This window comes from Pseudarthrobacter sp. PH31-O2 (assembly GCF_030063265.1).
Classification (GTDB): Bacteria; Actinomycetota; Actinomycetes; order Actinomycetales; family Micrococcaceae; genus Arthrobacter.
Map to the genome: position 1 here is coordinate 56,839 of NZ_JASIST010000011.1, position 25,663 is coordinate 82,501.

The following is a 25,663-nucleotide window of genomic DNA, read 5'->3' on the forward strand; positions in this document are numbered from 1 at the left end:
GCGGGCGGTTGTCCGGCGTTCCGAACGGAGGCTGCCTGAACCGGAAAGAGGCAAGGGATGTCAGACATCGTGAGATTCAAGCAGCACCCTTCTGAGACTTTGAAGGTGGGTAAGGGTTTCAGGCTGAAGGACGTGGATCCGGACGCCACCCCGGGATACCCGGGGGACAAAAGTGATGGCGAGCTGCTGCTCTCCGACCTGGACGATAACCTGACGGTGTTCCAGGAGCAGCTCTTTGCCGAGTCCCGGTTCGGCGGCACCAAGCGCCTCCTGTTGATCCTGCAGGCCATGGACACCGCTGGCAAGGGTGGAATCGTGAACCACGTGATGGGCACCATGAACCCGCAGGGGGTCCAGTTGAGGTCGTTTAAGGCCCCCACTGACGAGGAGAAGTCGTATGACTTCCTGTGGCGGATCGAGAAGGAAGTGCCCGCGGCCGGCATGGTGGGAGTCTTTGACCGGTCCCACTACGAGGACGTCCTGATCCACCGCGTCCACCGTTGGGCGGATCCGAAGGAACTCGAACGCCGCTACCAGGCCATCAACGAATTCGAAGCCCGGCAGACCGCCGCCGGGACGAAGATCGTTAAGGTGATGCTCCACATCAGCCCCGATGAGCAGAAGGAGCGGTTGCTCGCCCGGCTGGACGATCCGGCCAAACTTTGGAAGTACAGCAGCAACGACCTTAAAGAACGCGCGTTCTGGGACGACTACATGGCTGCCTACCAGGCGGCTTTCGACCACACGAATTCCAGCGCTTCACCCTGGCATGTCGTGCCGGCCAACAAGAAATGGTACGCCCGGATCGCCGTCCAGCAGCTGCTGCTGGACGCGATGGACGGGCTGAAGCTGGAGTGGCCGGTTCCCGAGCTTGACGTCGCACTGGAGCGGGACCTTGTGGAGCGCTCCTGAGCGGCCGTGCCGGGACTACTCCGGGCTGTCCCGGGCGGCTAGGTCCCGGGCCGCGGACAGGCGCTTGCGGGCACCCTCGAGCCATTGTTCGCAGCGTTTGGCCAGAGCCTCGCCGCGTTCCCACAAAGACAGCGACTCCTCAAGGCTTACGCCGCCTGCCTCGAGTCTGCTGACGACCCCGACGAGTTCCTCGCGGGCTTCCTCATAGCTCAGGGCATCAATGTCGTTGCCGGGCGTGGTTTCTGCTGCCATGGTGTGCTGCTCCTTGTTGCGTCGGGGGAAGGAATTGATCGGGGCTGGCCGGGCGGGGTTTTGATTCTGCGGTGACCCGCTTTGCCGGCACCGGACTTAGTCTTCGGCGGGTTCCTGGCCACCGGTCGACTCTGCGGTGAACCGGCCACCGGCCACGCGAACGGTGAGGGGAGTGCCGGGCGGAGCCTGCTCGGGGTGCCGCACAACGCCGTGCCCGGTGCCCGGGGTCGAACCGCCGACGGCGAGCTGCACTACCGCATATCCCCGGTCCAGGGTTTTCTGCGGCGAGAGGGCCCGGACCTGGGCCTTCAGGTGCACCAGCTGGTCGGACGCCCGCACGACGGCGGTGGTGACCGCGGCCCGGGAACGGCCGGTGAGCCGTTCGACGTCGTCGTACCGGCTCCTGACCATAACGTCGGGGGACGCCAGCACAGGACGGGATCTCAACGCCGCCAACCGGTCCGTTTCGCGTTCCACCAGTCGGGTGACACCGCGCCGAAGCTGCTCCCGGGCCTGACGGACCCGGGCGAGCTCCTCGACGACGTCCGGGACGATCCGCTTGGCAGCGTCGGTCGGGGTGGAGGCGCGCAGATCCGCGACATCGTCAAGAATCGGCCGGTCCGCCTCGTGGCCGATCGCGCTCACTATCGGTGTGGACGCGACGGACACCGCACGGATAAGTTCCTCGTTGCTGAACGGCAGCAGATCCTCCAACGCACCGCCGCCGCGGGCGATCACGATGACGTCCACCGCCGGGTCCGCATCCAGTTCGCGGAGTGCGGCGATGACCTGTGCGACCGCAGTGTTGCCCTGGACAGCCACCTCTCGGACTTCGAATTCCACAGCGGGCCAGCGCAGTGCTGCGTTGCGCAGCACATCCTTCTTGGCGTCCGAGTTGCGCCCGGTGATCAGGCCGATCCGGTGCGGAAGCAGCGGCAGGCGCTTCTTGCGGGCATCGGAGAAGAGCCCTTCCGCCGCCAGGGCATGCCGGAGCCGCTCGATCCGTGCGAGCAGGTCACCAAGGCCAACCGGCCGGATGTCCTTTACCGACATGTTCAACCTGCCGGTCTTGAGCCACAATTCCGCCTTGAGCAGGGCTACGACCCGGGAGCCTCGTTCCAGCGGGCTTTCCTGCCGGTCCAGCACATTAGTCCAGACCGACGCAGGCAGGGAGATTTCGGCGTCGATGTCTCGCAGCGTGAGGTAGGCGTTGGTGCCCCGCCGGTTCAGTTCGATCACTTGGCCTTCGACCCAGGCGGACGGGGCGCGGTCAATGTGCGTCTTGAGCTTTTGGGACAACAGCTGCAAGGGCCAAGGATTGTCGGGGCTGGTTTCTGCCGCCGTGGCCGGAACGGTCGTGGCTGCTGCGGCGTCCTCAGACATGCCGGTACCCCGGTACGGGGATGGCCTGGTGCATATGGATAGGTGTCCTTTGCCGGGGCGGGGCGGCCCGCACGGGTCCTTCTCGGCGATTGCGCATCAGGAAGGGCCAGCGGCGGACAACTCGAATGTGTCGGGTTCAACTCTATCCATAGGCCTACCATGGGGGCGCGACTTTATTGTTCGGCAGGACGCCCCCCGTAAGATGGCACTACCCGTCAATTTCCTAGGAATCCTTGTGCGCACTTTTGTTTCGGCCGTAGCGGTAATCATCGGTCTTGTCCTTACGGCTGTCGCTATTCCAGCCATGTGGGTGGATCGGAATATCGTGCAGGAGGACGGTTTTGTGGCGTTCGCCGCCCCGCTGGGCAAGGACCCGGCGTTCCAGCAGCGGCTGGCCGGCGCCGCGGTCGGCAGCCTCGGCGCGGATCAAATTCCCCCGGCGATCAGTGGACTCGTTACGCCAGTCTTGCAACGTGCCGCCAAGTCCCTCACGGCCATGCCCGGCTATCCCGAGGCCTGGACCGAAACCCTGCGCAAGAGCCACCGGCTGAATTTCGCCGACCCCAAGGCTCGTCCCGCCGGCACGGGCACCGGAACCTCATTGACGCTGGACCTCGCCCCACTCGTCGGTCTGGTGGCGAACCAGGTGGCGGAAGCCACCTCCTTGCAGCTGACGGCCCCTGACCAGCTGCCGATTACCCTTGGGCAACCGAAGCACCGGCAGATCCTGGACCGGGTCTCCGCTGTCGCTCCGATTGGCTACCCGCTCGCCGCCGGCGCCCTCATCTCCTTCGCGCTGGCCTTCGTGGCCGCCCGGCGGCGCCCCACAGTCCTCGCCGGGATCGGGCTCGGTGCCCTCGTGCTGGCCGGAGCCTGGCAGCTTGCTGCCGGCGCAGCCGGGAGTGCGGTGAAGGGAACGTCCAGCGGCAACGCGGTCGCGGAGATCTTCAAGAGCGAGTTCGTCTCCGCTGCCAGCTCAAGTTTCGGCCAGTGGATCCTGGCGGCAGCGGCGGCTGGCGGCGTCTTGCTCGCGGCCGGCCTGATCCTGCGCGCCCGCCCCCACCGCCGGGTGCCGCAACCGCTGGCACAGCAGCAGGTCCCTCAACACCGGTAGCATTGGGGCATGACCTCCACAGCCGTGTCCATTCCGATGCCAACCGTCCCGCGCCGTCGGCGTTCGCCGGAGGAAGTGCTGGCGGCAGCCGCCGTAGCGGGCCCCAAAAGGGTTCTGCTCGCCGCGCCGCGCGGCTACTGCGCCGGCGTCGACCGGGCAGTCATCGCGGTGGAAAAAGCGCTGGAGCACTACGGCCCTCCGGTTTACGTCCGCAAGCAGATCGTCCACAACGTGCACGTGGTGAGCTCCTTGGAGGAAAAAGGGGCAATCTTCGTTGACGAGACCGACGAGGTCCCCGAGGGTGCCCTGGTGATCTTCTCTGCCCACGGCGTCTCGCCGGCTGTGGTCCAGTCTGCCGAGGACCGGGGTCTGCGGACCATCGACGCGACCTGCCCGCTCGTCACCAAGGTGCACAAAGAAGCCGTGCGCTTCGCGAAGGACGACTTCGACATCCTCCTAATCGGCCATGACGGCCATGAGGAAGTCGAGGGAACGGCAGGCGAGGCTCCCGAGCACATCCAAATCATCAACGGCCCGCACGAGGTCGGCAAGGTTACGGTCCGGGACCCGGAAAAGGTCATCTGGCTTTCCCAGACCACGCTCAGCGTTGACGAAACGATGGAAACCGTCCGGCTCCTCAAGGAACGGTTCCCCACCCTGCAGGATCCGCCCAGCGACGACATCTGCTACGCGACAACTAACCGACAGGTCGCCATCAAGAAGATCTCACCCCAGGCCGACTTGGTCATCGTCGTCGGATCGGCAAACTCGTCGAACTCTGTCCGGCTCGTGGAAGTGGCGCTGGAGTACGGCGCGAAGGCTTCCTACCGGGTGGATTTCGCCAACGAGGTCGACGAATCCTGGTTCGAAGGGGTGGCGACCGTTGGTGTGACCTCGGGCGCCTCGGTTCCGGAAGTCCTGGTCAAGGACGTCCTGCGACTGCTGGCTGACTACGGCTACGGCACCGTCGAGGAAGTCGTCACGGCCGAGGAAGACCTGCTTTTCTCGCTGCCGAAAGAACTTCGCGCCACGTTGAAGCAGGCCGGGGACGTCACCCGTGCCCTCGGCGGCCGCGGGGCACGCACCACCCAGACCTCTTAGGAACTCCCGGCCCCGGGCCGGCTAGGCTGCCGATTCCCGGACCTCCTCGCCCGAGTCGCTGCCGGGGTTCCCGGCCGAGGTCCCGGAACCGTTCCCGGGCTGGAGTTCGGGGGCGGCCACGGAACGCGGCGTCACCTCCACGGCAGCAGGTGTGACCAGACCTGCGGCGTCCAGGGCATTGAGCTTCCGGGCCGTCGGCAGCACCCGCGCCTCCAGGGTTCCCACCAGGGAGTTGTAGCGTTCCACGGAGGTTTTCAGCGAGGAGCCGAGCTTGGTGACGTTCTCACCGAGCGTTCCCATCCGTTCGTACAGCTGGCGGGCAAGTTCGAACAGCTCCCGGGCGCTGTCCGTCAGGACGTCTTGACGCCAGGTGAAGGCTACGGATTTCAGCACTGCCAACAAGGTTGAGGGCGATGCCAGCACCACATTCTTGGACAGGGCATAGTCCAGCAGGGCCGGGTCCGCGGACAGCGCGGCCGCGAGAATCGATTCGGCCGGCAGGAAACAGACCACAAGTTCCGGGGAGTTGCCCGGAATGTCCCAGTACTTTTTCCCGCTCAGCGCGTCCACATGGGCCTTCAAGGCCTTGGCATGGGCCAGGAGATGAGCCTGCTGCCCGCCCAGCGACTGTGGGTGGGGCGGGCCCGCGGCGGACGCACCAAGCTCCTGTGCCGCCAGATATGACGTGAGCGGTACCTTCGCGTCGACGACGAGTTGCTTCTGACCGGGAAGCTGCACCACCAGGTCTGGCCGGACACTGGCCTCGGTTGCGCCGTGGGCCTGCCCGCTGTGGACCTGCTCGTGGAAATCCACATGGCGCAGCATCCCCGCGGCCTCGACCACGCGGCGCAACTGGACCTCACCCCACTGTCCGCGGGCGCTGTTGGACCGCAGCGCGGACTCAAGGGCATGCGTTGAGCGCAGCAGCTGTTCGTCGGAAAGGCGGGCTTCCTGCAACTGCTGCGCGAGCTGCCCGTACTGTTCCAGGCGGTCGCGTTCCAGGAGCGAAACCTGCCGCTGAACGGCCGTGAGCTTCTCCGCCACCGGGGCCAGGGCCCGCAGTACGCTGCCGTCCTGGTTCCGGGATTCGCCGAGTTCCCGGTTCTGGGCTGCCAGCAGTCGCCGCTCGGCGTCCGCCGCGGCGAACTGGGCGCTGACCTCGGCAAGCCGGCCCGAGACGGCGTCGAAGTCGTGCTCCACCGCGGCGGTTCGTCGCCGCACCAGCAGGTAGGCCACGACGGCGCCGGCGACGGCGCCAATGAGAAGCATCAGAAGTGAAAGGATCAGTGCAAAAGCGTCCATGCCTTCACTCTGGCATGCCCCTGTGACAGTTTGCGTCCGACTCCCGGCAGCGGTCCCGGTCCCGGGCCGCAAGCGGGTAGAATTGGTCCTCGTGGCTCTTACTATTGGCATCGTCGGACTGCCCAACGTCGGCAAATCAACTCTTTTCAACGCACTGACCCGCAACCAGGTGCTCGCAGCGAACTACCCGTTCGCCACGATCGAGCCCAACGTTGGTGTGGTCAACCTGCCGGACCCGCGGCTCGCCAAGCTGGCCGCCGTCTTTGGGTCCCAGCGTCTGCTGCCGGCTCCGGTGTCGTTTGTGGACATCGCCGGTATCGTCAAGGGCGCCTCGGAGGGCGAAGGCCTGGGAAACAAGTTCCTTGCCAACATCCGCGAGGCCGAGGCCATCGCGCAGGTTGTCCGTGTGTTCGCTGATCCCGACGTCATCCACGTCGACGGCAAGGTGGATCCCCGCTCCGACATGGAGACCATCAACACCGAACTGATCCTGGCTGACTTGCAGACCATTGAAAATGCAATTCCCCGGATCGAAAAAGAAGTCAAGATCAAGAAGCGGGAAGCGGCTGAACTTGCAGCCATCCAGGCGGCCCAGGCCGTCCTGGAACGCGGCGACACCATCTTCTCCTCGGTCAAGAGCGACAAGCTGGAGATGGAACACCTCAGGGAGCTCAGCCTCCTCACGGCCAAGCCATTTATCTACGTTTTCAACGCGGACGAAGGTATCCTCGGCAGCCCCGAGAAGCAGGAAGAACTGCGGGCCATGGTTGCCCCGGCAGACGCCATCTTCCTCGACGCCAAGCTCGAGTCCGACCTCGTGGAACTGGACGAGGAGGAAGCCCGCGAGATGCTGGAACTGAACGGCCAGGAAGAATCCGGACTCGACCAGCTGGCGCGCGTCGGCTTCCACACCCTTGGACTCCAGACTTACCTGACGGCCGGCCCCAAGGAAACCCGGGCGTGGACCATCCACCAGGGTGATACGGCCCCGCAGGCCGCCGGCGTGATCCATTCTGATTTCCAGCGCGGATTCATTAAGGCCGAGGTCGTCTCCTTCAACGATCTCATCGAAGCCGGTTCCATGGCCGAGGCGAAGTCCCGGGGCAAGGTCCGGATAGAAGGCAAGGAATACGTGATGGCCGACGGCGACGTGGTTGAATTTAGATTTAATGTGTAGATTCTTCGCCTGAATCAGTTGAAATGCCGCCCTCCGTGAAAACGAACGAGGGCGGCATTTCTTGTAACAGAATTGATAGTCGTAGCGTCAAGGACCTTCGGACGGAGTCCGGGTGCATAGGAAATTTCGGGCTTTTTCCTCGGATACCCAATGACCTGCGACTCCAACGCGAGGCGATGCGGGTCTTTCCCTTACCAGCGCTCACGAGTCATTTCACAGCTAACCCCTTGATGCCGACCGGGGAGGGGGCCATCTCGGTCGTTTCCTTATGGGGCCAGGGCTGAGGCGGTGGAACCGGCGGTTTCCGGTATGGAGCAGGCAGTTGCCCTCGCCGCGTCATCAATCCCCGGGGGAGTCGTTGTAGCGGCCCTGAACGACGTTGTTACCAACACTCTCGGCCCGAACACCAGGGAAGCGCTGGCCCGGACCGGGACGATCGTCTCGTCGACGGTGCAGGCAGTTAGTTTCTACGCTCAGGGCGACCTCGATATGGCCGCCGGGGCCCAGCGAAGCGCGGCTATGGCCGGCTCCGATACTGAAATGCCGGGCACTCGTCACCGGCCCCTGCCCCAGTAATCGCCGAAGTTGAAGGGTTAGCGACGTGGTCTTAGCGCCAGAGGTTTGCACAGCTGTCGGAGCCTCCGGACTGGATCCCTCCGGGGGGTTCCGTCTGCCCGACTCCGATTCGCTCGACTCCGCAGCCGCCGATCTCACCATCCACGCTGCGGCATTCCGCAATGGCATGGACACCGCGGCGCAGACCTGGACGGGATTAGGCGCCTCCTATGCCTCCGAGGAGTCCCCCACCGTTCTGGCGGCCTTCTCCAGGGTTTCACCGCTGGCGGCACGAGTCGCGGAGGACGCCCAGCAGACATCCCAGTCTCTGAGGGCTTTCTCGTCAACCTGCCGGGACCTGCGGCAGCGGCTGGAGGCCTATGGCCGCGGAGTGCAGCAACTGGATGCAGACATTGACGCGTTCCCGACATCGGTCGAGAAGAAAACTATGGTCAAGGACCAGCTCATCGTGGTGGAATTTATATTCAATGTGTAGCTAGACCGCCGTTCGGCGACTTTATCAGCTGCACAAGTTATCTGAATAAATCATTTCGGATACTTGCCAGACACCTTTGCCACGGCGTTGGCGGACTCGTGAAGAACCGGTAGCCGTTGCGCAGGAGTGTGAGACAATGCTCCCTCGGTTGCGGGACCTATCCCAATGCGCCCCAGGCATCGTAGTTGTTCCACCTAAGAGTTGATGTCCAGGACCCTTGCTGTGCGACGGAGCCGGGCTGCGGTCCGAACCGGGTCGATAGTGAGCGTTTCTGGCCCCGATACCGTTGCGGCCGGTGTGTTCGCCCAGCGGGCGCCTGCTGGAGCTAAATCGCCTCCTGTAACACACAGTGTCTGGGCTGCCGCGGAGATCTCGGACAGTGGGCCCTCTTAAAATGGGGGTCTACCGAAAGTAGAGATCAGCATGACCGCATCACGGAAGCGATTTACCCAGGAGTTCAGGGACGAGTTGTGCCGGGAGGTGATCAACACGTCCAAGCCGATCAAGGACGTGGCCACCGCGTACGGTGTCGGCCCCGAGACGCTCCGGAACTGGCTGGTCAAGTACCGTGAGGCCAACGGCGGCACGGAGGCGGATCTGACAGTGCCGGAACGGGCCCGGCTGAAGGAGCTCGAGAGGGGAAATCAGGAGCTACGGGCGGAGACTGCTTTCCTGAAAAGCCACCGCTTACTTCGCGCGGGAGCAGCGGTAGTGAGCAAGTACGAATACATCGACTCCCAGAAAAGTGAGCCCGCCAACCTGAATTCGGTCTGGGCCGCCCGTCCTCAATCGGCCACCTCGGCCCGCCGGCAGGGCCTGACCGAGCGGATCCAGCACTTCTTCGAGGAGTCCGAGGGCACCTACGGCTACCGGCGCATCCACGCCGATCTCGCCGCGGAACAGACCGAGTGCTCGGCCGAGCTGGTGCGGCAGCGTTGCCGACCGCACGCCCGATCCCCACCGTCACCGGTATCGGTGGCGGGCAGGTTCTGTCGTTGCCTGGTGGTGTCACCGGGATCGGCGACGCCTGGACCGCGCCGGGCTGGCGCGCCGCCCGGCCCACCGACCAGACCGACCCGTGGGCTGTTATCGGCGCGCCGACAGCCCCTGCCCCGGGTCCGGGTGGCACTGCCGGTGCTGATGCCGCTGGTTTGGGTGCTGTATCCGGGTTGGCAGGTACGCTGCCGGCAGGGATCACCCTGACCGGCAACGGCGGACTGGACGTCGCGGGTCTGGAATGGCTCGGGGCGCGGGCGTACGACCCGGCAACCCGGGGTTTCCTGTCCACCGACCCCACCGGGCTGCGTCCGCTCACTGGTGAGGAGCTGAAGGCCTACGACGGCTCCTCCCGGGGAGCGTTCGCCGCCGCCGGGAACTGGCTCGGCGAGAACTGGGAGTATCTGGCCGGGGGTGCCATGGTCATTGCCGGTGGCGTCATGATCGCCACCGGCGTGGGCGGGCCCGTGGGAATGATGCTCGTCGGTGCCGGTGCCGACATGATCATTCAAAAGGCCACAACTGGTGAGGTAGACCCTTTGCAGGTCGGGTTCAGCGCTGTCTTGGGCGGGTTCGGGGGGGGTCGGCACCGCAGCATTGGCATCTCGAGCCGGCCCTACAGGGATGTAGAGCGTGGTTGCGGCCGCGGCAGGTTCAGGGGGCATCAGTGGCAGTGTCGAAGGTACCTATGGTTACTGCACGGGCCCCGGCCCCCACACTGTCACAGGTGCATTCGGCGCGACTACGCAGGGAGCAGTGTGCGGAGCGGGCCTTGGCGGTGTTGGTGGCGCCGCCGGACATAAGATTGGGCAGAAGGTGATGAGGGCAGTCACCGCCCGTCCCGACGCTGGAACGATGGCCATGGGCAGAGTCATGAAATACCGTGTGGCGCCTTACACTGATGCGCATGGAATGGGATATTATAAAGGTGCATCAGGCTACGACTTTACGGATGCCCACTTTTCCCCCGAAGTGCGAGACGGTATACATATTTGGGCGAATAAAAAGTGGATCGATTATCAAATGATGCAGGGCAAAAATTTGGTAGACATCGGATCCCCGGACGAAAGTCTTCGGCCCGACTTTCTCGACCCCCTAGAATCTAGTCCGTATTACAACATGAAATTCCGTCGCGTTTCAGGATATCAGCGATACACAAGAGACCACCAGCCCGCCTGGGACTTGAAGGAACAAAATGTCTTATCCTAAGATCTTTTTAAGGGCTGTCGAGTATGAAAAAGTTGGCATTTTTGGACTGACGAACCGGTGGACATACGAATTTATAAAACCCGGGATGCAGGAAAAAAGACTGGGTACGAAGGAATTACTCAGGGAACTTGTCCCTGGGAAGGATGACGCACGTCAAGATGCCTACGATTGCATCAGCCGCGCCCAGAAGCTCTTCAATAATAGCCAGTCGGGGTGGGTTTGGTACCCGTGGGGGACGGTCGTTTCCGATTTGAATAGCGTATAAAAGCCGCGACAGAAGAACGTCGAGCAGTTACTTTGCTCGCGAGCCCCCGAATCCTGTTGGTGCGAGACTCCCAAGCCCCACAGCTTGGTGTGGCTAGACCGCGTGGTGGCAAGGCGTACTAGTTGGCTTCGTCGTCGCCGAGCCCGGCGTTTGAAGCGGGTCGCTCTACTCGGGTGTGGGAGGTGACTGTCCTGGAACCTGATCTCCCTCCAAGCTACGCAGGGACGTTGACTGAACTGGCAAACGCCGTTGGAAAAGAACAGGGGTGGTTGCCGCATTGAGCGAAGATACGAGTTCCCGAGAAGTGGCGAATAAATCTTGTGGTTCACTTACTGAGAATGATCTCAAGCACGGAAATAAGGCTCTTCAGAATTGAGAGTGTAGTTTCGGTCTGAATCCTCCGGATTCCAGCAGTGACCTGGCGACATAGTTGGTGAGGTTGCGGAAGCCGAGGGCGGAGCCGCGGAGGTGTTCGAGCCGGCCATTGATGGCTTCGGTGGGGCCGTTCGATGTGCCGGGTCGGTCAGAGTAGGCCAGCACGTCTCGGGCGCTGCGTTTGAGGGTTCGCCCGAGAGTCCTGAGCTCGGTCAACGCGGCGGGGACGCCAGCGCTTAGGGAGTCAATGACAGCTTGCATCATCTCCCGGCCTTTGGTGGCCCTTCGCATTTAGGCATGGTTTGTTTGTTTCGCCCGGTAGGGGCGATGTCCGCCGGCGGCGAGCAGGCATCTGAGCCGGTAGTTGGTGAAGTTGCGGAAGCCGCGGGCGATTCTGCGGGTGGTTTCGATGACGCCGTTGATCGCTTCGGTGGGGCCGTTGGAGGCGCCGTTGGTGTCGAAGTAGGCCAGGACCGCGGCTTTCCAGGCCCGCAGGGTCCGGCCGAGCCGGGCCACTTCCGGGAGGGGGCAGGTCAGGAACGACGCGATCACCTCAGCCACGAGTGCCCTGCCGTGTTCCGGGCGGGCGTGGTAGATATTGCGGAGCTTCTGGTAGCACTGCCAGGCGAGGGTGACTTCGTGGTCCGGGTCCCCGGCGGAGAGTTTCGCGTCGAGCCGTGAAGCCTGTTTCTCGGTGAGGTGTTCGGCGCCGATCTGCAGGGTCCGGCGGATCCCGTAGAGCGGATCGCCCTTGCGGCCGCGGTGTCCCAGGGTGTCCTGCTGGACCCGGCGGCGGACCTCATCCACCATGGCCGAACCCAGCTTCACGACATGGAACGCATCCAGAACCGTGATGGCTTCGGGCAGTTCGTCGCGAATCGCGTTCGCGTAGCCGCGGAACGGATCCAGCGCGGCTGTCTTGATCCCGGCGGTGAACCCGGTACCGCGGTCTTTGAGCCAGTCGGCGTAGGCCTTTCCGGAACGTCCCGGAACGAGGTCCAGCAGCCGGGCGTGAACAACGCCGTCAGCATCGCGGGTGTGGTCCACGATCCCGGTGACCATCCCCGTGCCGGGCGGACCGGTATGAGCCCAGACATGTTCATCGACGCCCAGCGCATCCACACCCTTCAGTCGCCCCTGTCAGCGATCCGCCGTGCGGCCTCTGCCCTGATCCCGTGCCAGACCGTGTGCTAGGAGACGCCGAGCTGGTGGGCCAGGGCCGAGACCGACGTGGCGAAATGCTGGAGCGCATCGGTCGCCCAGTTCACGGAACGGTTGGTGAGTTTCGCCCGGGGACCGGCCAGTGGGTGCTCTTCGGTGAACGTGGTCTTCGGGCAGTCCGGGTCCGGGCACCGCCAGAGACGCTTGGCCCACAGCAGCCGCACCGGACGGCCGAAACAGGGAATGTCATGGAGCCGGACCTGCCGGCGGCCATGGCCGACCGCAACAACACCGCAGTCCGGGCAGCCAGTGACGTCCTCCCCGGTTTCAACGCGCAGCACCAGGCCGGTCCCGGATGTCGTGACGGAGTTGACGTGGATGCCCTCGACACCGAGCAGCGCATCCGCGCGCGTGCGCCACCGGCCGTCGGAGCAAGACATAGAGTTATTCATGTCAGGGTCTCTTCTGGGTATTGGTTGCTTGGTCGCTACCAATTCAAAGAGGCCCTGACCTCTTTCCCGCCGCACCACGCCGCACCCGGAACGGCCTACGCCACGGCGCCAGTCTCAGAACCCTCTAACCACGCTCATCTGCGAAGGACCAGATATGCCTGCTGGTCCATTCAGTGACCGGCCGCAGCGAACGCTCCCCGGAAGGAGCTGTCGTACTGGGTCAATCGCCCGCGCCCCGAGCTTTCCAGACCCGCGACGTCAAGGCCGCCGTTGCCGGTCAGGGTGATCCCGGTCAGCAACACACCCGCCAGCCCGGACAACACACTCAGACCGGCCCCGCCGGGTACGCTCCCCCGCGTCATTCAAATGCCCGACATGACATCATGGGCACTCGCTTCTCGACCGTCAGTCGCTAAACAACGGCTCTCATTTCACCATCCGATAATCCTGCACAGATGGGGTTTCATTCCGGATTCCCTTAGTCAGTACTCGCGAGAACCAGCCAATATCAAAATCGTATTCACTGCCAGGCTTGAAAGACGCAGCAACCTCGTCTTGATTGTCAAAAGTCACCCTCGGAGACACATAGATACTTCCGCAGTTCGCCGTCTCAACGAAAACCCCCGCCGTCGATGCCGAACCCCTAGATCCGCCAGAACTCGTTTCCGGTTTCGCGGTGAGTATTTCGCAACGGATAGTCTCGACACCGATCGAATCCCATACGGAAAGCAGCAAAACAAAAGCACCGAACCCGAGAACTAAGACTCCCAGCACGTTCCAATACCACTTCAACGTCGGCCGCTTGGGTATACGCCCCGAACCGTCGTCCGTCTTAACCATTCCATCTCCCATTCCGATCACCAGCCACTCGCACGACGTCCACTCCCGGGCCCAGCGGAACCGTTGGCAAACCCCTGGACCGCGCCGTTTAACAAATCCTCGCGCCTAGCATCACCTGGCTGCAGTCCCGTATTGACCGCACCAACGACAGACCCACCTAACCGATTCGTTAGGTCCTCCGTCAAAATTGATCCCCAGTTATCGGGTGCGCCAGCGTGCTGACCGCTTGAGACTGGACCCATCGACCCCGGAAGGCGGTTGGCAACACTGTTCCGAATGATTATCCAAGCTTACTGAACACAGCAGAGCCGCCAGCTGCGGTCACGAAACCGGTGCCGGCCGTGGCGAAATAACCATTGATCGTCTGGACTTCATTATCGTCCAAAGCGTAAGACACCACATTGCTGCCTGAACCGCCCGTGCCTGCGGCCAGGGAGGACCGGACCACGGAGCTACGCAATACAGCGTTGCTCGTGGTCACCACGCGTGAGGTTGAACCCGCCGACGTCGCCACGCGGGCAGCGTTCGCCCCCCGCGCCAGAAATCCCCCCGCGGTGCCACCAAGCCCACCACCGACAGCACCAATAGCTGCATCTTTCCAGACCCGGTTCATATTGACGGCGGCCGTGGCCGATCGCGATGACGCCGCACTCCGGGCAGCCGCTGAGGGTTTCGCCGGTTTCGACGCGTAGAAGCAGGCCCTTAAAAATTACGATCTAGACAATCCGATTCTCTCCCAAGGCCCTCACCCCCGCCCCGCACCTCTCACGCGGCAGCGCTGACTACACTCTCAATTCTGAAGAGCCTGATTACATGTACCAAGTGCATACCCAGCCAGGAGAATCCCGTGTTGTTGAGGCGAAACGCCTCGCGGATGCTATGGGAGGTAGCCCCCGTGGTCCGTGGAACGACTTGCAGGAGTGTCAGCGAACAGCCTCCCGACTTTTTCGGGAGGGCCGCCGGGAGGAGTGGGTTGAGTACGGGACCGCCATTGTGGTTTCAAGCGAGTCGCTCGGTCACATCGACTGAGAAATAGGAGCCAATCTGCGTTGGGGAACGTAGCGTTCTTCCGAGATGGAGATCGCTCCCGAGGAGGGGTTGCTCGGAGTGCGCTAGCCTGAACGGCATGAATCGCATGGAAATGTCTGACGCTGCGACGCTCATGACCCTGCTACGTGATGCGAAGCGCTCCTCGACGCTCAGTACGCTGCTGCCGGGGTGGGACATGCTGCAGGCCGACGTCCCTTCAAGGGAACGGGTAGAGACGGCAATAGCAATCCTGGTCGGTTCCGGCCTTGCTGAGGTCGACTCGTCCTGGGGGATGCGGCTCACGGAGCAGGGCGGACGGCTCAGGCGGTCCGTGAAAGGTAGTCAGGGGATGCGGATGATCCCGGGGGAGATCAGCGATCTGCTGGCAGGATGCCAGTTGAGCCGTGCGACGCTGAATCTGCCTCAGTCGGTCTTTGATCCGGCGCTCAAGGACTATCTCGACGCGGCCCGCCGCAGGGCTGAGCGCCGGTCGCGGCATCGTTGGTGGTGGCCCGACCCATTTAGGCGCCCCGTCCAGTGAAGCCGTCATCCTCGACATCCCGTTCTGAGACGCACGAAAGGCCGCCCGTGACGTTGTTCGACTGCTGAACGTGGTGGAGTTCAGGTTCAATGTGTAGTTCCTGACCTCACGAGACCTTTTGCGATGGCCGCCAAGAACACATGTTCTTGGCGGCCATGCGCTTTCTGAGACCCGTTGCCACCGATGTTGTCAGCATGTTTGCCGTACAAAGAATGACGGCCCAAGGTCAAGTCCCAGAACCAATTAACCGGACGTCCCCTCGTCGGTCTAAGGTCTCGAGTCAACGAAATCCGGGTCAGTCTCCAGCTCCGGACGCGTCAGTGGTTGTCCGGTTCCAAGTCATGGATCGGTTCCTTCCGGAATTCCTTCTCCTGAGGTGCGCCGGATGCACCTTGGCTACCGTCCGATCAGGTCGGCCAAGACATGGGCTTCACTGATGTCGGCGGCTTTGGTTGCCGTCAGCAACGTCAGCCGTTGGTCCTTGGCGAGTTCGCTCAGATGGTTAAGCGCCTGCGCCCGGGCGGGTTCTTTAAGCTCGGCCTTGTAGCGCTTGGCAAACTCGTCGAACTTGGCAGGGTCGTGGCCGTACCATTTGCGCAGCTCCGTTGACGGGGAGACGTCTTTGCACCACTCGTCCAGTGCCGCCTTGGCCTTGGTCATCCCGCGGGGCCAGATGTGGTCTACCAGAACCCGGACGCCGTCGTCGTCCCTGATCGGATCATAGACCCGGCGCACCTGAACATCAGTTGTAGTCGACATTCCCCAGCCTCCTCGCTGACTTGCGGCACGGCACCGATACCTTTCTTGGGAAAGCGACGCCGGAAGCGGCCAAAAACCCTGTGGGTCTTTGTCCTCGGTGACATTATGCTCTCCCGATCCCTGCAGGAGCCACATCACCATGAGGATGCACCGGACCGCTCAGCAGGCTTGCGAGAGTGACCTGGTCGCCGAGACCCTCGGGTGCCAACCGCTCTTTCCTTGCTGCGCGGCGCCTTGCATCGGGTGTGGTCGTCCGCTAATGGTCGAAGGACAGGGCGGCACCGTCACCGCTATCGATCCAAGCCCGGAGCCTAACATCAATCGGTTCGGTGGCGGTGGACGAATCAGGTCAGGGTAATGACGCACAGACTTGGTTGAACAAAGGGGAGCAGACGCACGTCCGGCGGCGTGTCGCCGTCGCCGTCGCGTAACTGTTGCACGAGTCCAAGGTGGACCGAGCAGACCACCAGCGGGTGACGCCGTGCAGCATCGCGGAATGGGCACCGCCGCACCTGGACGACATCGCCGTCCGGCGCCGGGTCGAAACCGAGCCCGTCAAGGACCTCAAGGAGCCCGCTCCGTCGATCGACGGAGTCGGAGCGTTCGGCTAAGAGCCCGCGTGCCCAGTCACGGCCGGCGTTAATGGCACAAACTAAGGAGCGGGTGGCCGGTGCACCGCCGTACGACCCAGAACTGGTCAACGACAAAAAGTACCACCAGAACTCGTACAGCTACTTCGGCTTTGCCCCCTACTGGTGGGGCGGCTATTCATACCCGATCCTCCCCATCGCACGATAGGGCGGAGCAGCTGGCTGCCGTCTGGGCGGTCACATTCAGCGGCCGCCGTCGAAAAGAAGAGGTACCACTGTGTCCCTTCCAATAACGAAGTTGGTTCAATCGGGTTCTCAAGGACATGCCTATCCGGACCGAGCCGGAGCCGGATGCCCCCGATGGATCATTTACCTTGCACAGCTCAATGAATTATTGAGACTGCCACGCTGCTTCGGCATGGGGCCGATTGTGTTTGTGCGATTTGAGCACCCGTGGGTTCGGTGTACTTATTGTGTAACACGCGGGTGTGCGTCGGTGCCGCGGATGCCCATAAATTGCAGCACCAAGGGGTGCGCGGCCGCGGGGCATGACATACATCTCTCCAACTCTCAAGGCTGTGGCATGAAACTTGGGGCGCTTCACGCCGGGGTGCGCGTGAAGCTTGCCTCGCTGTCTGGGGAATACCGCAGTCGTCCAACCTCAGCAAACCGACTCGGGCTGGGCTGCCTGCCGCACGTGATTTAGGATCTACCCCATGACGAATCTTCAGGGTGCGGTTGTTCTGGTAGTCGGCGCCACCGGCGGGCTCGGCTCGCGGATCGCCGATCAGCTGGAGAGTAGCGGCGCCATTGTTGCCCGGTCGTCAAAGTCTGCTGGGCACGATCTACGTTCACCTTCTGTGATTCGGGAGGTGCTGGATGCCACGAATGCGCAGCACGGACGTCTCGACGGGCTGGTGGTTGCGTCCGGGGTCGTCGCCTTCGGCGCCGCATCAGACCTTGAACCCGCCACGGTGGACGAACTGTTCGCTGTGAACACGACCAGTGCGATCCAGCTCATTACCCAGAGCCAGCCCTACCTCGCGGCCTCGGCACATGACGGCCGGGAGCCCTTCGTGGTAACACTGAGCGGCGTTGTCGCTGAGACACCCGTCGCCGGTCTGGCAGCATACTCGGCGTCGAAAGCTGGGCTCGCGGCTTTTGTTGTCGCAGCGGCGCGCGAGTATCGTCGCGCGGGCATCCGACTCGTGGATGCCCGCCCAGGCCACACAGGCACCGCGCTGTCCGAGCACCCGATCGCCGGGTCAGCGCCGCGATTCGGAGCGCCGCTGGATCCAGACCTCGTTGCAGCGCGGATCATCAACGCGATCGTCGATGGCGAGAAGGATCTGCCCAGCACCGCCTTCCAGACGCGGCCGAGATGATGAAACTGAGCGCTGAATGCGAAGGCCACGGCTCAAGTAGGCGAGCCTGGCCTTCCGAATACAGCGCTAGAGAGTCGGATGGATTCTGAAGTGGGTTCATTGCTGACGGCCGGGGCATGGAATCCACCTGGCTCCTGCTCGGAACCGCTCCGAGCAGGAGATATTCGCTTACGGAACGTGGTGGAGTTCAGCTTCAACGTGTGATGGCCTGGTGAATTCATCAGGTCAGCAGGTCTAACTTGAGAAGCCCCGATTTCAGAATCGGGGCTTCTTTTGTGCCCGTGCACGTTAGCGGCGAGAACAAACCGCGTCAAGGAAATGGTGGAATTCCGGCCTTGGCGCGGAGCAGATTGTTGCAGCTCGATAACGAACTTTACTGGTGGTCAACTTTCCCTCCCTTTGCCTGGTTTTGGGTTTACGCTTCATCCCATGTGAGACGAACCACACTGCCGCTGGGGGAGTGCGGACGTCTGACCGGTGCCTCGGGCGCCGATCACCACCACACCTATAACAAGGAGGCGGAATGCGCTTCGGTCGTATTTCCAAAGCAGTGGGCGTGGCAGCAGCTGCTGCGCTGGCACTCAGTGCCTGCGCCGGCAACAGCGGCGGGACAACCCCCACCAGTGCTGCGGCTGGAGGCCAGCAGGGCGGCTCTGTTGCTGTTGCCGAAACCAACGGCTTCAGCAGCTTCAACTCCGGAACGGCGGATGGCAACTCCGACGTGAACGGACACGTCGGTTACGCCACCCACTCCAGCTTCATTTACATCGACGACAAACTGAACATCGTCAAAAACGAAAAGTTCGGCAAGTACGAGAAACTCTCCGACAATCCGTTGACTGTCAAGTACACCGTCAACGAAGGGGTGAAGTGGTCGGATGGCACGCAGGTGAGCGCCGCCGATCTTCTGCTTTCCTGGGCCTCAGGTTCCGGATACTACGACGACGCCGATGCTGAAGCCAAGACAGGCACCACCTATTTCAAGACGGCGGCCGATACTTCCGGGTTGAACCTGACGGACTTCCCCGAGCTCGGGAGTGACGGGCGGAGCCTGACGCTCAAGTATTCCAAGCCATTTTCCGATTGGGAACTGGCGTACAGCTTCCCGGGTAACGGCGGCGTCGATATTCCCGCCCATGTAGTGGCCAAGCAAGCGGGCCTGAAAGACGCACAGGCCCTGGTGGATCTGCTCAAGGGTCTTAAGCGCGGGGACAGCAAGTCACCGCAGCCGGTCAACGAGGGCTTGAAGGCCGTCGCTGATTTCTGGAGCACCGGGTTTGAGTCGAAGACGCTGCCCAGCGACCCGAGCCTGTACCTCTCCAACGGTCCCTACATCATCAAATCCGTGGTGCCGGAACAGTCAGTCACCCTGGTCCGCAACAAGGATTACAACTGGGGCCCCGCTCCGAAGCTGGACGAAATCGTGGTCCGGACCATCGGCGCTGCCCCGGCCCAGGTGCAGGCACTGAAAAACGGCGAAGTGGACATTATCAATCCGCAGGCTTCAGCGGACACCGTGGACCAGATCAAGGCCCTCAGCGGGGTCAACCTGCTCTTGGGCAACCAGCTCTCCTACGATCACCTTGACCTGAACTTCTCCGGCCCCCTGGCGGAGAAGAGCGTTCGCGAAGCGTTTTTGAAGACAGTTCCGCGCAAGGACATTGTGGACAAGATCATCAAGAAGATCGATCCGCAGGCCAAGCCGCTCGACTCGCAGATCTTTGTGCCGGCCCAGGCCGCCTACGCTGACTCGGCTGCCAAGAACGGGTCGTCGATGTACCAGGATGTCGATATTGACGGTGCCAAAAAGCTCCTCAACGGTGCTACGCCGGAGATCCGCATCATGTACAACAAGGACAACCCCAACCGGGTGGATGCTTATTCGCTGATCCGTGAGTCCGCCACGAAGGCAGGATTCAAGATTGTCGACGGCGGCCTCGGAAAAGCGGACTGGAGCTCAAGCCTTGGCGACGGCTCTTATGATGCGACCATCTTCGGGTGGATCAACTCCGGTGTTGGTGTCTCGGGGACTCCCCAGATCTTCAAAACCGGAGGTGGATCGAACTTCAACTTGTTCTCTGATCCCGAAGCCGACAAAGCCATGGACGAATTGATCGTCACCACGGATAAATCGAAGCAGGATGAGCTTCAGACCAAAATTGACGCGGCCATCTGGAAGTCCGCGTATGGCGTTCCGCTGTTCCAGTCACCGGATGTCAAGGCATCCTCTGACCAGATCACCGGGGTGACCGCAATGCCGAACCAGACCGGCGTCTGGTGGAATGTCTGGGACTGGTCCCGGAAGTAATCCAACGCTGAGCGAACAAATCGCCTAGCAGGGGCGCCGGGGCCGAGTTTTATGGCCCCGGCGCCTTCTGACTACCCACCGGCACTTTGCCGGCTCCACTGGCATTTGAAGGCCGGGGCACGGCGCGATTCTGCGATTGGCCCGGACTGACCCGGACCTGGATCCTGAGGCTTATACATAATGGTGACCTATATCGTCAGACGGCTGGTCACGGCCGCACTGATTCTTCTGGGAGCGTCCTTTCTCGTTTATCTCCTGACAGCGTCCTCAGGTGATCCGCTGGCTGATCTGCGGGCCAGCAACGCCCCCAACAAGCAGCAGTTGATGAACGCCCGCACGGAGTTGCTGGACCTCGACACCCCTGCCCCTGTCAGGTATTTCAAATGGCTGGCCGGTGCCGCCCAGTGCCTCGTTCCTTTTGCCGGTTCCTGCGACTTGGGCAAAAGCGTTTCGGGTCAACCCATTACCGAAGCCCTCGGCATAGCACTCGTCCAGACGCTGACACTTGTCACCGGAGCGACCATCCTGGCCATCCTGATCGGTATCACGCTGGGCATCATTACGGCACTTCGGCAGTACAGTGCGCTCGACTACGGTGTGACCTTTATGGCCTTCCTGTTCTTTTCCCTGCCGATCTTCTGGGTAGCGGTGCTCCTGAAGGAGTACGGCGCGATCGGCTTCAACGACTTCCTGCGAAACCCCGAAATACCGATCCCCACAGCCTTGGGGATCGGCGCCGTCGCCGGCGTGATCGTTGCGGTCGCCGTCGGAGGGGAGCTGCGGCGCAGGCTCGTGACGGGCGGCACCGTTTTTGTGGCTGTTACTCTCGTCCTCATCTATTTTTCCGCCACAGAATGGTTCAAGACGCCGGGGCTGGGGCCTGTTGTGATCGCGGTCGCCGGGGCCGGCATCGCAGTTGCTGTGACGGTGCTGGTTTCGGGCCTGCGGAACCGCCGGGCCCTGCGGGCAGCACTGCTTGTGGTGGCGCTGGGCGTCATCTCCTACTTCGCCGTGCAACCGCTGCTCGACCAGGCAACGGCGCTGATGATCGCCCTGTTGGCTCTCGCCACGGTCCTGGTAGGCGTCGCCGTCGGCTATTTTATGGGCGGATACGACCGCGGACAGTCAATGCGGGCGGCGGGTATCACCGCGTTCCTGGTGGGAGCGCTTGTGGTGTTGGACCGCTTTATGCAGGCGTGGCCCAGTTACTTCAGCAACAGTCGGGTCAGGGGGCGCCCGATCGCCACGATCGGCGCCGGTACCCCAAATATCGAAGGGGACTTCTGGGTGCTCAGCCTTGACACCTTCACCCACCTGATTTTGCCGACCGTGGCGTTGATCCTCGTGTCACTGGCCAGCTACACCCGCTTTACCCGGTCCTCGATGCTCGAAATCATGAACATGGATTACATCCGCACCGCGCGGGCCAAGGGGCTCTCTGAACGGTCCGTGATTATGGGGCACGCGTTCCGCAATGCATTGATTCCGATTGCCACAATTGTCGCTTTCGATATTGGCGCGCTGATCGGCGGCGCCGTCATCACGGAGAGTGTGTTCTCCGTCAGGGGCATGGGATTCCTTTTTCTGGACGGAATTACCCACATCGACCCGAACCCGGTGATGGGCGTTTTTGTCTGCGTCGCTGTGACCGCCATGGTCTTCAACCTAATTGCGGACCTGGCGTATTCCGCACTCGATCCGCGCGTGAGGATAAAAGCATGAGCCAGCCAACGCAAGAGGAACAGATCCTGGCACAGCAGGCTCTTCGCGACCAGGAAACAGCGTCGTCCGAGCCTGAACCGTCTGGACTCAGCCAGGGACAGATTGTCCGGAAGAGGTTTTTCGGTCACACCGGCGCGCTCCTCGGGCTGGCCGTATTTGCGCTGATTTTCATCTTGTCTTTCTCCTCCGTTGGTGTCGCGGGAATACCCGGCTGGTGGAAGTACAACCACCTGGATGTCTCCCCGCTGGTGAACGACGGCGCTCCAACCGCTGGTCTGTGGCCTCCTGCCTGGGGGGAACACCCGTTCGGGCAGGATCGAATCGGCCGGGACTTGTTTGCCATGACGATGCGCGGGGCGCAGCAGTCCATCACCATCATGGTCCTGATCGGCTTGATCGCCGGGATTCTAGGCGCCGTGATCGGCGGCCTTTCCGGCTACTTCCGGGGCTGGGTAGAAGCGGTACTAATGCGCATCACGGATGTCATTATCATCATTCCCGTCCTGCTGCTCGCCGCTGTCGTCGCCCAGATTGCCGGGCGCCGGGACGAAGGAAGTTTGTTTTCCGCCTTTGCGAACTCCAACGGGATCCTCGTACTGGGCGTCTTCCTCGGCCTGGTTAGCTGGGTCGGGCTGGCTCGTCTGGTCCGCGGGGAGTTTCTGACCCTCCGTGAGCGCGAGTTCGTCGATGCGGCGCGGATCTCCGGGGCGTCCAACGGCAGGATCATCTTCAAGCACATCCTGCCCAACGCCATCGGGGTGCTGATCGTCAACGTTACCCTGACCATGTCAGCCGCCATCTTGCTGGAGACTGCCCTGAGCTACCTCGGCGTCGGCGTCAAAGCTCCGGACACCTCGCTGGGCCTGCTCATTTCGCAAAATCAGGAGGCTTTTGCCACCCGGCCGTGGCTCTTCTGGTTCCCGGGCCTGTTTATCGTGCTGATCTGCCTCAGCATCAACTTCATCGGCGACGGCTTGCGCGACGCGTTCGATCCGCGCCAGAGGAAGTTCAACGCCAGGAAAGCGGCCGACACCACTGTGGATCCCGTTCCGGTGACGGCATTTGACGAAACCAAGGGCCACTAGACCATGGTCCCGTTCCGGTCCCGGAGGCCGGGCAACCCGCTAGGACCCGGCGACAGCCCAGTAGCTGGCCGTCAGGAGCAGCACGTCGACGCCGACAGCCGGCCAGCGGTATGTCACGTTTGCCGGTGTGGTGGCGGCGTCCCCGGCCGCGAGCCGGCCGGACTCGACCAGCTCATCCCAGCGTGCTCGCACGAGCCGGGCGGCCTGACCGGAATCGGTGCTCCTGAGATCCCCCGGCCGGACGGACCGGCCGGGACCGTACGTTGTTCCCGGGAGCCCGCGCAGATCTTCCGGGCGGGCGTTCCGGCCGCCCCAGATCCCTGGCGCCGGTGCGGCCCAGGAGGTGTAGCTTCTCTTGGCCGTGACGAGGGTCAGTGCGAAACGGGTGTCCACATGCACCAGGGCCGCCCACGGCACCACGATGGTGCGGAACGGGTTTTCCAATCTGATCCCGGCATTGTCGACCACGACGGCGGGCCGCCAGAACAGCTGCCAGCCAAGAAAAGCGACCAGGACCAGCGGGGCGATACCGGCCAGGGCGCCGGGCCCCCCGGAGGCCACGGCAACGACGATGCCGGCGGCGGCCACCATCCAGGCCAGCAGCGCAAACCACTTGTTGGTGCGGGCTTTGAAGATTTCGACTTTACCGGCATACGGCGCAGAGCTCATGCTCCCCATAATTCAGCACTCCGGGCCCCAGCACTAATTTTTGGTGACCCCGGCGCCCGTGCGGAAGGAAGGCTCCATCATGACTGACTTCATCACCCTCGGCCCGGCCGCTGATCCGGCACCAGGCCAAGGGGTGCCCGTCCTGGAAGTCCGCGGCCTGAGTGTCGACTTTGGCGTGGACAAAAAGTGGGTTCCGGCAGCGATCGGGCTGAACTATGAGGTGCGTGCCGGCGAAGTACTGGCCATCGTGGGGGAATCCGGCTCCGGTAAGAGCGCCAGTTCAATGGCGTTGCTCGGCCTGCTGCCCGATAACAGCCGCGTGACCGGAAGCGTAAAGCTTGCCGGGAAGGAACTCCTCGGGATCAGCGAGTCGAACATCCGGTCGGTTCGGGGCAAGGACGTTGCCGTGATCTTCCAGGAGCCCATGACGGCACTGAATCCGGTCTATACCGTCGGCGCCCAGATCGTTGAGACGGTGAGGCTTCACAGCGAAGTATCACCCGACGAAGCCCGGCTGCGGGCGCTGCGTATGCTTGAACTTGTGGAGCTGCCGGATCCGGAAAAGGCGTTCCGGTCGTACCCCCACCAGCTCTCCGGCGGCCAGCGCCAGCGCGCCATGATCGCCCAGTCGCTCTCCTGCGACCCAAAGCTGCTGATCGCCGATGAGCCCACTACTGCCCTGGACGTGACGGTGCAGGCAGAAATCCTGGACCTGATGCGTAACCTGCGCAACAAGCTGGACAGCGCCATCGTCCTGATCACCCACGATATGGGTGTGGTGGCCGACCTGGCTGACCGGATCGCCGTGATGCGCGGGGGAGTGATCGTGGAAACAGGCACAGCCGCCGAGATCTTCCATAACCCGCAGCACCCGTACACCAAGGCACTGCTGGCCGCCGTCCCGCACCTCGGCCAGGGCGGCGCAGACACCACCGGGGCGGTGGACGTCACCGCAGCGCTCGCCGCCGCCACCCATACTGAGCTCACTTCCGTGCCGGAAGAGCTGCGCCGGCAACGCGAGCACAACAACGCGGCTGCCCTGGCCGCCGCGGAAGCCATCAAACCCCAGGCCGAGCCCGTGCTGGAGCTGACTGGCGTGGCCATCGAATACCCCAAACAGGGCCGGGTGCCGGCATTCCGTGCGGTAGAGGGCGCCAGCCTGGTGATCTATCCGGGCCAGGTCGTCGGGCTGGTGGGGGAGTCCGGCTCCGGGAAAACCACCATCGGCCGCGCCGCCGTCGGGCTGTTGCCGGTGGCTGCCGGCACCATGAAGGTTGTTGGCCAGGACATTTCTGCCGCCAAGCGCAACGGGCGGCAGCTTCACGAGATGCGTCGGCACGTTGGCATGGTGTTCCAGGATCCGTCGTCGTCGCTGAACCCGAGGCTTCCGATCGGCGAGAGTATTGGCGAGCCGATGTTCCTTGCCGGGGTGGCGAAGGGCGCCAGTCTGCAGCAGCGGATCGAGGCGCTGCTTGACCAGGTGGAACTCCCGAGGAACTACCGCAACCGCTACCCGCACGAGCTCTCCGGCGGCCAGAAGCAGCGCGTTGGCATCGCGCGGGCGCTCTCGCTCAAGCCGAAACTGATGGTCGCCGACGAACCGACGTCTGCACTTGACGTCTCCGTCCAGGCCAAGGTGCTCGAGCTCTTCCAGGCCCTGCAGCAGGAGCTTGGCTTTGCCTGTCTTTTTGTCACCCACGACCTCGCCGTCGTCGACGTGCTCGCGGACCGGATCTGCGTGATGCAGCGCGGCCGTATTGTCGAACAGGGCACCCGGGACCAGATCCTGCGGAACCCGCAGGAATCCTACACCCAGCGGCTCCTGGCCGCAGTTCCGCTGCCGGATCCGGAAAAACAGCGGGAACGCCGCGAGCTGCGGGCCCAGTTGCTGGCAGCTGAACAGAGTTAATCGACGATAACTAAGATCGCCCGGCGCCGAATAGTACCAGCCAGTAGCGTGTGACTTGAAATACCTGGCGCGTGAC

At 62.9% G+C, this 25,663-nt stretch carries 22 protein-coding genes and 3 pseudogenes; 16 read left to right on the forward strand and 9 right to left on the reverse strand.

Features of this window, described 5'->3' with window-relative positions:
* Nucleotides 1-57: 57 nt before the first annotated feature.
* Nucleotides 58-912, forward strand: coding sequence for a PPK2 family polyphosphate kinase (locus QMG72_RS15370; RefSeq protein WP_226776069.1), 855 nt, complete (start codon nt 58-60; stop codon nt 910-912).
* 15 nt (nt 913-927) lie between these two features.
* On the opposite strand, the gene QMG72_RS15375 is transcribed toward QMG72_RS15370, so the two are convergent.
* Together QMG72_RS15375 and xseA are read right to left on the reverse strand one after the other, a co-directional pair.
* Entirely contained in the window at nt 928-1,164 is a 237-nt protein-coding gene (locus QMG72_RS15375) for an exodeoxyribonuclease VII small subunit (RefSeq protein ID WP_226776070.1), read from the reverse strand.
* 96 nt (nt 1,165-1,260) lie between these two features.
* Nucleotides 1,261-2,547 carry an exodeoxyribonuclease VII large subunit gene (gene xseA / locus QMG72_RS15380; RefSeq protein ID WP_282359673.1) on the reverse strand — a complete coding sequence of 429 codons (1,287 nt, stop codon included), beginning with the start codon at nt 2,545-2,547 and terminating at the stop codon, nt 1,261-1,263.
* Nucleotides 2,548-2,782: 235 nt separating this feature from the next.
* Between xseA and QMG72_RS15385 the strand changes: the two genes are divergently transcribed.
* Nucleotides 2,783-3,661, forward strand: a complete 879-nt coding sequence (locus QMG72_RS15385) for a hypothetical protein (protein WP_282359672.1) — start codon at nt 2,783-2,785, stop codon at nt 3,659-3,661.
* A gap of 9 nt (nt 3,662-3,670) precedes the next feature.
* Nucleotides 3,671-4,762, forward strand: coding sequence for a 4-hydroxy-3-methylbut-2-enyl diphosphate reductase (locus QMG72_RS15390; RefSeq protein ID WP_226776073.1), 1,092 nt, complete (start codon nt 3,671-3,673; stop codon nt 4,760-4,762).
* Nucleotides 4,763-4,783: 21 nt separating this feature from the next.
* Here QMG72_RS15390 and QMG72_RS15395 read toward each other — a convergent pair whose 3' ends face one another.
* Complete coding sequence (locus QMG72_RS15395; RefSeq protein WP_282359671.1) at nt 4,784-6,064, reverse strand: DNA recombination protein RmuC; 1,281 nt, start codon at nt 6,062-6,064, stop codon at nt 4,784-4,786.
* A gap of 91 nt (nt 6,065-6,155) precedes the next feature.
* Here QMG72_RS15395 and ychF point away from each other — a divergent pair, with 91 nt between their 5' ends.
* From ychF to QMG72_RS15420, 5 genes and pseudogenes are all read left to right on the forward strand, one after another.
* The gene (gene ychF, locus QMG72_RS15400) at nt 6,156-7,241 is read left to right on the forward strand and encodes a redox-regulated ATPase YchF (RefSeq protein ID WP_282359670.1); all 1,086 of its coding nucleotides are present in this window, start codon (nt 6,156-6,158) and stop codon (nt 7,239-7,241) included.
* Nucleotides 7,242-7,550: 309 nt separating this feature from the next.
* Complete coding sequence (locus QMG72_RS15405; RefSeq protein WP_348774699.1) at nt 7,551-7,817, forward strand: DUF6507 family protein; 267 nt, start codon at nt 7,551-7,553, stop codon at nt 7,815-7,817.
* A gap of 25 nt (nt 7,818-7,842) precedes the next feature.
* A complete protein-coding gene (locus QMG72_RS15410; RefSeq protein ID WP_282359668.1) occupies nt 7,843-8,292 on the forward strand; it encodes a hypothetical protein in 450 nt (149 codons plus the stop codon).
* 423 nt (nt 8,293-8,715) lie between these two features.
* A pseudogene (locus tag QMG72_RS15415) lies at nt 8,716-9,261 on the forward strand (transposase); the annotation flags it as partial.
* A gap of 846 nt (nt 9,262-10,107) precedes the next feature.
* The gene (locus QMG72_RS15420) at nt 10,108-10,497 is read left to right on the forward strand and encodes a hypothetical protein (RefSeq protein WP_282359666.1); all 390 of its coding nucleotides are present in this window, start codon (nt 10,108-10,110) and stop codon (nt 10,495-10,497) included.
* Nucleotides 10,498-11,128: 631 nt separating this feature from the next.
* Here QMG72_RS15420 and QMG72_RS15425 read toward each other — a convergent pair.
* The 4 genes and pseudogenes from QMG72_RS15425 to QMG72_RS15440 form a co-directional block, all read right to left on the reverse strand.
* A pseudogene (locus tag QMG72_RS15425) lies at nt 11,129-11,401 on the reverse strand (transposase); the annotation flags it as partial.
* Nucleotides 11,402-11,428: 27 nt separating this feature from the next.
* Nucleotides 11,429-12,750, reverse strand: a pseudogene (locus tag QMG72_RS17865) (ISL3 family transposase).
* A gap of 170 nt (nt 12,751-12,920) precedes the next feature.
* Nucleotides 12,921-13,112, reverse strand: coding sequence for a hypothetical protein (locus tag QMG72_RS15435; RefSeq protein WP_282359665.1), 192 nt, complete (start codon nt 13,110-13,112; stop codon nt 12,921-12,923).
* 64 nt (nt 13,113-13,176) lie between these two features.
* A complete protein-coding gene (locus QMG72_RS15440) occupies nt 13,177-13,590 on the reverse strand; it encodes a hypothetical protein (RefSeq protein WP_282359664.1) in 414 nt (137 codons plus the stop codon).
* 1,126 nt (nt 13,591-14,716) lie between these two features.
* Here QMG72_RS15440 and QMG72_RS15445 point away from each other — a divergent pair.
* Nucleotides 14,717-15,160: a hypothetical protein gene (locus QMG72_RS15445; RefSeq protein ID WP_283480968.1), complete on the forward strand. Its 444-nt coding sequence runs from the start codon at nt 14,717-14,719 to the stop codon at nt 15,158-15,160.
* Nucleotides 15,161-15,556: 396 nt separating this feature from the next.
* Here QMG72_RS15445 and QMG72_RS15450 read toward each other — a convergent pair whose 3' ends face one another.
* Nucleotides 15,557-15,919, reverse strand: a complete 363-nt coding sequence (locus tag QMG72_RS15450; protein ID WP_282359662.1) for a DUF488 domain-containing protein — start codon at nt 15,917-15,919, stop codon at nt 15,557-15,559.
* 449 nt (nt 15,920-16,368) lie between these two features.
* Between QMG72_RS15450 and QMG72_RS15455 the strand changes: the two genes are divergently transcribed.
* The 6 genes from QMG72_RS15455 to QMG72_RS15480 all read left to right on the forward strand — a co-directional run bounded on the left by QMG72_RS15455 (nt 16,369) and on the right by QMG72_RS15480 (nt 23,009).
* Entirely contained in the window at nt 16,369-16,530 is a 162-nt protein-coding gene (locus QMG72_RS15455) for a hypothetical protein (RefSeq protein WP_282359661.1), read from the forward strand.
* Between the two features lie 31 nt (nt 16,531-16,561).
* Complete coding sequence (locus tag QMG72_RS15460; protein WP_226776078.1) at nt 16,562-16,717, forward strand: hypothetical protein; 156 nt, start codon at nt 16,562-16,564, stop codon at nt 16,715-16,717.
* Nucleotides 16,718-17,225: 508 nt separating this feature from the next.
* Nucleotides 17,226-17,894, forward strand: coding sequence for an SDR family NAD(P)-dependent oxidoreductase (locus QMG72_RS15465; RefSeq protein ID WP_282359658.1), 669 nt, complete (start codon nt 17,226-17,228; stop codon nt 17,892-17,894).
* A 523-nt stretch (nt 17,895-18,417) separates the two neighbouring features.
* The gene (locus QMG72_RS15470; RefSeq protein ID WP_282359657.1) at nt 18,418-20,202 is read left to right on the forward strand and encodes an ABC transporter family substrate-binding protein; all 1,785 of its coding nucleotides are present in this window, start codon (nt 18,418-18,420) and stop codon (nt 20,200-20,202) included.
* 180 nt (nt 20,203-20,382) lie between these two features.
* Nucleotides 20,383-21,924, forward strand: a complete 1,542-nt coding sequence (locus QMG72_RS15475; RefSeq protein WP_226776081.1) for an ABC transporter permease — start codon at nt 20,383-20,385, stop codon at nt 21,922-21,924.
* On the forward strand, nt 21,921-23,009 hold the full coding sequence (locus tag QMG72_RS15480) for an ABC transporter permease (RefSeq protein ID WP_226776082.1): 1,089 nt from the start codon (nt 21,921-21,923) through the stop codon (nt 23,007-23,009). Before QMG72_RS15475 ends, QMG72_RS15480 begins: the two co-directional genes overlap by 4 nt.
* Nucleotides 23,010-23,048: 39 nt before the next feature.
* Here QMG72_RS15480 and QMG72_RS15485 read toward each other — a convergent pair whose 3' ends face one another.
* Nucleotides 23,049-23,678 carry a PH domain-containing protein gene (locus QMG72_RS15485; protein ID WP_282359656.1) on the reverse strand — a complete coding sequence of 210 codons (630 nt, stop codon included), beginning with the start codon at nt 23,676-23,678 and terminating at the stop codon, nt 23,049-23,051.
* 79 nt (nt 23,679-23,757) lie between these two features.
* Here QMG72_RS15485 and QMG72_RS15490 point away from each other — a divergent pair, with 79 nt between their 5' ends.
* Entirely contained in the window at nt 23,758-25,587 is a 1,830-nt protein-coding gene (locus tag QMG72_RS15490) for an ABC transporter ATP-binding protein (protein WP_226776084.1), read from the forward strand.
* Nucleotides 25,588-25,663: the final 76 nt, after the last annotated feature.